At 74.4% G+C, this 6,641-nt stretch carries 7 protein-coding genes; 4 read left to right on the plus strand and 3 right to left on the minus strand.

The window, feature by feature from the left end:
• Window positions 1-6: 6 nt before the first annotated feature.
• On the minus strand, window positions 7-1,206 hold the full coding sequence (locus CCN72_RS20860; RefSeq protein ID WP_086808832.1) for a flavin-containing monooxygenase: 1,200 nt from the start codon (window positions 1,204-1,206) through the stop codon (window positions 7-9).
• Between the two features lie 146 nt (window positions 1,207-1,352).
• On the opposite strand from CCN72_RS20860, the gene CCN72_RS20865 reads away from it, so the two are divergent.
• On the plus strand, window positions 1,353-1,760 hold the full coding sequence (locus CCN72_RS20865) for a Zn-ribbon domain-containing OB-fold protein (protein ID WP_086808833.1): 408 nt from the start codon (window positions 1,353-1,355) through the stop codon (window positions 1,758-1,760).
• 15 nt (window positions 1,761-1,775) lie between these two features.
• The gene (locus CCN72_RS20870; RefSeq protein WP_086808834.1) at window positions 1,776-2,639 is read left to right on the plus strand and encodes a GNAT family N-acetyltransferase; all 864 of its coding nucleotides are present in this window, start codon (window positions 1,776-1,778) and stop codon (window positions 2,637-2,639) included.
• A gap of 6 nt (window positions 2,640-2,645) precedes the next feature.
• Here CCN72_RS20870 and CCN72_RS20875 read toward each other — a convergent pair whose 3' ends face one another.
• Window positions 2,646-3,314, minus strand: coding sequence for a pyridoxine/pyridoxamine 5'-phosphate oxidase (locus CCN72_RS20875; RefSeq protein ID WP_086808835.1), 669 nt, complete (start codon window positions 3,312-3,314; stop codon window positions 2,646-2,648).
• Between the two features lie 161 nt (window positions 3,315-3,475).
• Here CCN72_RS20875 and CCN72_RS20880 point away from each other — a divergent pair, with 161 nt between their 5' ends.
• Window positions 3,476-4,465, plus strand: coding sequence for a magnesium transporter CorA family protein (locus tag CCN72_RS20880; RefSeq protein ID WP_244174348.1), 990 nt, complete (start codon window positions 3,476-3,478; stop codon window positions 4,463-4,465).
• Window positions 4,466-4,480: 15 nt separating this feature from the next.
• Here CCN72_RS20880 and CCN72_RS20885 read toward each other — a convergent pair whose 3' ends face one another.
• Window positions 4,481-5,650, minus strand: a complete 1,170-nt coding sequence (locus CCN72_RS20885; protein ID WP_086808836.1) for a thiolase C-terminal domain-containing protein — start codon at window positions 5,648-5,650, stop codon at window positions 4,481-4,483.
• Window positions 5,651-5,745: 95 nt separating this feature from the next.
• On the opposite strand from CCN72_RS20885, the gene CCN72_RS20890 reads away from it, so the two are divergent.
• Window positions 5,746-6,641 (plus strand): acyl-CoA dehydrogenase family protein (locus tag CCN72_RS20890; protein WP_086808837.1); only part of this gene is annotated, 896 nt, incomplete at its 3' end.

The following is a 6,641-nucleotide window of genomic DNA, read 5'->3' on the forward strand; positions in this document are numbered from 1 at the left end:
GGAAAGTTACCGGCGGGTGGGGCGGGGTCGCTCCCCGAGACCCGCCACGCCCTTCGCGATCCGCCCCGCGTCCCGCGCCAGTTCCCGCAGCATCCCGCTGATCGGGTTGGTGTATCCGGTGAAGTACAGGCCCGGGGCGGACTTCGGCGCCCGGCCGCCCCGTACCACCGGCTTTCCGTCCGTGCCGAGGACCTCCAGGTGGCCGACCAGGTCGTCGAGGCCGCGCGCGTACCCCGTCGCCGCGATCACCGCCTCCGGCTCTATCCGGGAGCCGTCCGCCAGGACCACCTTCCCGGACTCGAAGGACTCCACGGCCGCGACGATCTCCACCTTGCCGCGCCGCACCGCGTCCAGCAGGCCCACGTCCTGCACCGGTATCGCGCCCTGCTTCACCCTGCTGTACAGGCCGGTGTCCGGGCGGGGCAGCCCCTGTGCGGACAGGTCGGGCAGGGCCAGCCTGGCCTGCTGCCGGGACAGCCGGTCCACCAGGCGCACCGGCAGCCGCCGTACCAGCACGCCCGTGTACTGCGCGGGCCAGCCGAGGGTGGAGCGGCGCACGATGTGCGGGACGGTGCGCACCGCGAGCCGCACCCGCGCGGCCCCGCCCTCCACCAGGTCCACGGCTATCTCGGCGCCGGTGTTGCCGACCCCGACCACCAGCACGTCCCGCCCGGCGTACGGCTCCGCGTTGCGGTACGCGCCGGCGTGCAGCAGCTCGCCGTCGTACGACTGACGGCCCGGCCAGTCGGGGATGCGCGGCGTGTGGTTGTAGCCGGTGGCGACGACGACCGCGCTGCCGGTCAGCTCCCGGCCGCCGGACGCGTGCAGCAGCCAGCCGGCACCGTCCTCGGCCCGCTCGACGCGATGCACCTCCACACCGGTGACGATCTCCAGCTCATGGTGCTCGGCGTACTTCTCCAGATAGCGCACCAGGTCGTCGCGGGACACCCAGCGGCCGAAGCGGCGCGGGATCTTCAGACCCGGCAGCGCGGACAGCCGGCGGGTGGTGTGCAGATGGAGCCGGTCGTAGTGGCGCCGCCAGGACGCGCCGACCGCGTCGGACTTCTCCAGGACCACCGCCCGTATGCCGCGCGCCCGCAGCGCGTACGCGGCGGCGAGACCGCCGGGACCTGCGCCGATGACGTACACCGGGTGCTCGGTGGGGGTCGGTGAAGGGCGCGTGGGGGTGGGGCGGGAGACAGCCATGAGCGGGAGCGTAATCATCCACTCGCTTGATGGGTCTCGGTCAAGACCGGAATTGGTTCCGGATTGATCACGGATGTGCGGAGTGTGTACACGGATGGTGGGCGAAGGGGTCGGCAGGGCGGCATTTCTGACGTAGCGTCAGGTCCATGGATCCGAGCAGCGATGGTCCGCGTCACGACCTCCCCGAGGCCGACGCCTTCACCCGTCCCTACTGGGCGGCCGCCGCCGACGGCCGTCTCCTGATCCGCCGTTGTGCCGCCTGCGGCCGTGCCCACCACTATCCGCGCGAGTTCTGCCCGCACTGCTGGAGCGAGGACGTCGCCTGGGAGCAGGCCACCGGCCGCGCCACCCTCTACACCTGGTCCACGGTCCACCGCAATGACCTGCCCCCCTTCTCCGCCCGCACTCCGTACATCGCCGCCGTGGTCGACCTCGCGGAGGGGCCGCGGATGATGACACAGGTGGTGGACGCCGAGGAGGCGGAGCTGTCGGCGGGGATGCCGCTGCGGGTGGCGTTCACCGGCGGTAAACCAGTTTTCCGGCCGGGGAGTTGACCCGATCATGAGCCCATGCATCCCGAGTCCTGGCAGCTGACCGACGACCTCGACGACTTCCTCGCCCGCGCGGGCGGCTTCCTGCGCTCCCGCCCGGCGCCGCACACCGTGCCCCTGACGGTGACCGACACGCTCCGCCGGCACGGGCTCCACTACTACGGCAGCGGCACGCCCCTCTTCGGCACCCTCGCGGCGGCGGACGGCACGGTGCTCGCGGTGCTGACCCATACGCCTCCGCACGGCCTCTGCCTCACCACCGTCACCCCGGAGCAGGCCGAGGCGCTGGCCGAGCGGCTGGCCGGACTCGGCCACCGGTTCCCTGAGGTGAGCGCCGAACGGGACTCGGCGGCGGCCTTCGCGGCGGCCTGGCGGCGACGGACCGGCCGGGAGGCGGCGGTGCAGCGCCGCCAGCGCCTCTACCGGCTCGGCGAGTTGACGCCACCGGAGCCGGCCCCCGAAGGCCGCCCGAGGATCGCGGGACCGGCCGACCGGGAGCTGCTGCTGCGCTGGTTCGGGGAGTTCGCACAGGCCATGGGCGAAGGCCCCGGACGCGACGCGGGACCGTGGGCGGACGCCCGTCTCTCCTACGGCGGCATCACCCTGTGGGAGGCCGCCGACGGCACGCCGCTGGCCATGGCCGGGGCGACCAGGGAGATCGCGGGACAGGTGCGCGTCGCCCCCGTGTACACCCCGGCCGCGCTGCGCGGCCGCGGATACGCCGGCGCGGTCACCGCCGAGGTGAGCCGGGCCGCGCGCGCCGCCGGAGCGGCCGAGGTGCTCCTCTTCACCGACCTGGCCAACCCCACCAGCAACGCCCTCTACCAGCGGCTCGGCTACCGGGAGGTCGCGGACTTCGCGGTGTGGGCCTTCGAGGACTGAGCCCTCTCACGGCCACAGCAGGCCCCTGCTCCACCCGAACTCCGTGCTGCGGTACTCCAGTCGGACATGCGCCCGGTCCGCCGCGCCCTGGAAGAACTCGACCGTGTCCGGGCGCAGCCGGTAGAGCGTCCAGGTGGGGGCGGGCAGCGTGGGGTTCTCCCGGGCCCTGTCCCAGGCGGCCGCCGAGGCCCGGCGCAGCTCCTCCGCACAGGCGAGCTCCTCGCTCTGGTGCCCGGTCAGCGCCGCCGCGAGGGCACCCGTGGAGCGGGCGTGCAGATCCGCCTGGCTCTCCTCCCGCGGCGCCGCCGCGACCGGCCCGCGCACCCGCACCTGGCGGCCCAGCACCGGCCAGTAGAAGGTCAGGGCGGCGTACGGGCGGGCGTCGAGGGCGCGGCCCTTGCGGCTCGTGGTGTGGGTGGCGAAGGACCAGCCGTCGGGGTCGGCGCCGTGCAGCATCACGATCCGGGCGTCCGGCCGCCCCTCCTCGTCCACCGTGGCCAGCGTCATCGTGTGCGGCTCCGGCTGCCCGGCGTCCACCGCCTCCGCGAACCAGCTCGTGAACAGCGGCAACGGGGTCGGCGGGGCCGTCTCCGGATCGAACGGCGGCAGCCGGGTCACCTCGGGCGACCAGACGCGCTGGGTCAGGAGCAGGGCGTGGAGATCGTTCTGTGCCATGGGGCCGAGTATCCAAGCCCGCCGGAACCTGCCCGCCCCCGGCCACCGCCCGCGCTCACCCGTTCGGTCCGCCCGGCGGCGCACAGGAGGGCATCCGGGTGCGCGGGCGCCGGGGCCCGCCCAGGCTGGGAGCGGGGCCGACGGGACCGAGAGTGAGGGCGATGATCGTAACGGTGGTGACGATGCCGCAGGGCACCATCGTGCGCACCGACCTGGCGGAGGCCCGGCGCAGGCTCGCCGCCACCCGCTATCTCCTGGTGGACGTGGAGCTGCCGGAGGCGGAGGCGGGGACGGACGCGGGAGAGGAGGGCGAGCAGCTGGCCCGGCGGCTCGGACTCGGCGACACGGACCTGGACTGGTTCGGGCGCCCCGGCGAACCCGCCCGCGCCGACTTCCTCGGCGACACCGTCGGCCTGGTGGTCCCCGTCGTCCAGGACGAGCGCGTCATCCACGCCCACGCCGTCGCCGGGGACCGCTACCTGGTCACCGCGCACCGGGGCCCCGCGTTCCTCGCCCCGGAGATCACCGCGCACGTACGGCGGGAGCGGCCCCGGGACGCCGTGGCGCTGCTCTTCCTGGTGCTCCAGTCCGCCCTTGCCACCTTCCGGCGGGCCGCGGTGGCCGCGCTGCTGGAGGTGGAGGAGCTGGAGGACGACATGTTCCAGCAGCGGCGCCCCGAACAGGTCTACCGGCTGTCCCGGCTGCGCCGCCGCTCCGCCCTGCTGCACCACTCGCTGCTGCCCTACCTCCAGGTGGTGGACGAGGTCATCACCCGCCGGATGATGAGCCCGGACTTCCCGCTCGAACGGCAGCGGCTCGCCCGCGAGTTCCAGCATGTGGCCCGCATGGTCCTCACCGACATCGAGACCCTCCAGGAGGCCACCCGGCGGGCCTTCGGCAGCTACTCCTCGCTCGTCGCGGGCGAGCAGAACAACGTGATCAACCGGCTGGCCATCGTGTCCGTGATCTTCCTGCCGCTGTCCTTCCTGACCGGCTTCTTCGGCATGAACTTCGCCTTCCTGACGGACGAGCTGGAGAGCCGCGCCGTCTTCTGGCTGCTCGCGATCGGCCTCCAGATCTGCGTGCTCGGCGGCGCGTTCTACGTCCTGCACCGCACCCGTATCTGGCGGCGGCTGCGGGACGAGGACTGAGCGGGCGCGGCGGGCTCACCGGCCGAGCACCACCGTGCCGGAGGAGCAGAACCAGCCCCCGGTGCCGGACGCGACCGCGAGGGCAGGCAACTGTCCGTCGGCGCGGCGCACTTGGCGTTCCCCGGCCTCGCCGCGCAGCTGCCGTACCGCCTCCACCAGCAGGAACAGGCCGCGCATCCCCGGGTGTTGGGCGGACAGGCCGCCGCCGTCCGTGTTCACCGGCAGCTCACCGCCGCGCACCAGCAGCCGGCCCTTCTCCACGAACGCCCCGCCCTCGCCCTTGGCGCAGAAGCCCAGGTCCTCCAGCGTCACCAGGGTCATATAGGTGAAGGCGTCGTAGATCTCGGCGAGGTCGACCTCGGCGGGGCGTACCCCGGCACGCTCGAAGGCGAGCCGCCCGCTGACCGCCGCCGGGGACACGGTGAAGTCGGGCCACTCGGACATCGCCGCGTGCGAGACGTGCTCACCGGTGCCGAGCACCCAGACCGGGGCCGTACGGCAGTCCCGTACGAGCTCCTCGGCGGCCAGCAGCACCGCCGCGCCGCCGTCCGAGCGCGGACAGCAGTGCAGCTTGGTGAAGGGGTCGGCGATCAGCGGGCCCGCCAGCACCTCGTCCACGGTGACCGGCGCCCGGAACATCGCCTCCGGGTTCAGGGCCGCGTTCGCCCGCGCCTGCACCGCGACCTCGGCCAGCTGCTCGATCGTCGTGCCGTACTCGATCATGTGCCGGCGGGCCGCCATCGCGTACTTGGCGATCAGCGTGTGCCCGTACGGCGCCTCGAACTGGAGCGGGCCGCGCGTCCCGAAGGACAACTCCCCGGTGCGGCGGCCCGCCTTGATGTCCGACCGCGCGGTCGAGCCGTAGACCAGCAGCACCGCCCTCGCATGGCCCGCGGCGATCGCGTCCGCCGCGTGCGCCGCCATCACCTCCCAGGTGGAGCCGCCCACGGAGGTGGAGTCCACCCAGGTGGGGCGCAGCCCCAGGTACTCGGCGACCTCCACCGGGGCCAGGGTGCCGAGGCCCGCGGAGGCGAAGCCGTCCACCAGGGACCGGTCAAGACCGGCGTCCGCGAGCGCGCGCCGGGCCGCCTGGGCGTGCAGGGCGTACGGCGTCGCGTCCGGGACCCGGCCGCAGTCGGAGAGCGCCACACCGGCCACGGCGACGTTCCGGCGCACACGGGTCATGGGAGGCCTCCTGCCCCTGGGCATATCGCTTCGGCCCTCCTAATATGACGGTCCGTCAGATCCCGAGGGAAGAGCCGGACCCGGAAGGGTTGCCCATGGACACCCGCCTCACCGCCGAGCAGGACGAGATCCGCCGGTCCCTGCGCGAACTGCTGCACGTCCGGTGCGGGTCGGCCGAGGTGCGGGCCGCGGTCGACACCCCGGCCGGGTACGACCCGCTGCTGTGGGCCGAGTTGGCCGAGCGGCTCGGGCTGCCGGGCCTCGCGCTGCCCGAGCGGTACGGCGGGGTCGGCTGCTCGGTCACCGAACTGGCCCTCGCCTGCGAGGAGACGGGCCGCGCCCTCGCCCCCTCCCCGCTGTTCGCCACCTGTGTCCTCGCCGCCCCGCTGATCCTCGCCCTCGGCACCGAGGCCCAGCGCGCGCGGCTGCTGCCCCGGATCGCCGCGGGCACCCTCACCGCGGCGCTCGCCGTACCGGGCCCCGATCTCGCCGGCGCGCTGGCCCTGACCGGCGGGAACGACGGGTACACCGCGGGGGGGGGCCGGGGGGGGGGGGTGCAGGCCGGGCGCGGCCCCGACGGCTGGCGGCTGTACGGGCAGGTGGACCAGGTCCTCGACGGGCACAGCGCCGGGCTGCTGCTGGTCGCCGCGCACACCGGGGGTTACGCCCGCGCGCGGACCCGGCTGTTCCTGGTCGAGGGGGAGGCCGCGGGGGTCGTACGGGCCCGGCGGACGGCACTGGACGCGACACGGCCGCAGGGGCGGGTGCAACTGCGGCAGGTGCGGGCGCAGTTGCTGGGACCGGAAGAAGAGGAGGTCGTGGACGTACGGGAGGCGTTCGCGGGGCTCGGGGATCCGGTCGCCGCCGTCCTCGCCGCCGAGGCCGTGGGGGCGGCGGACCGGGTGCTGGAGCGGACGGTGGAGTACGTCGGGCAGCGCGAGCAGTTCGGCCGGCCCGTGGGGTCCTTCCAGGCGGTCAAGCACCGGCTGGC

It is taken from the genome of Streptomyces murinus (genome assembly GCF_002154555.1).
In the GTDB taxonomy this organism is placed as follows: Bacteria; Actinomycetota; Actinomycetes; order Streptomycetales; family Streptomycetaceae; genus Streptomyces; species Streptomyces murinus.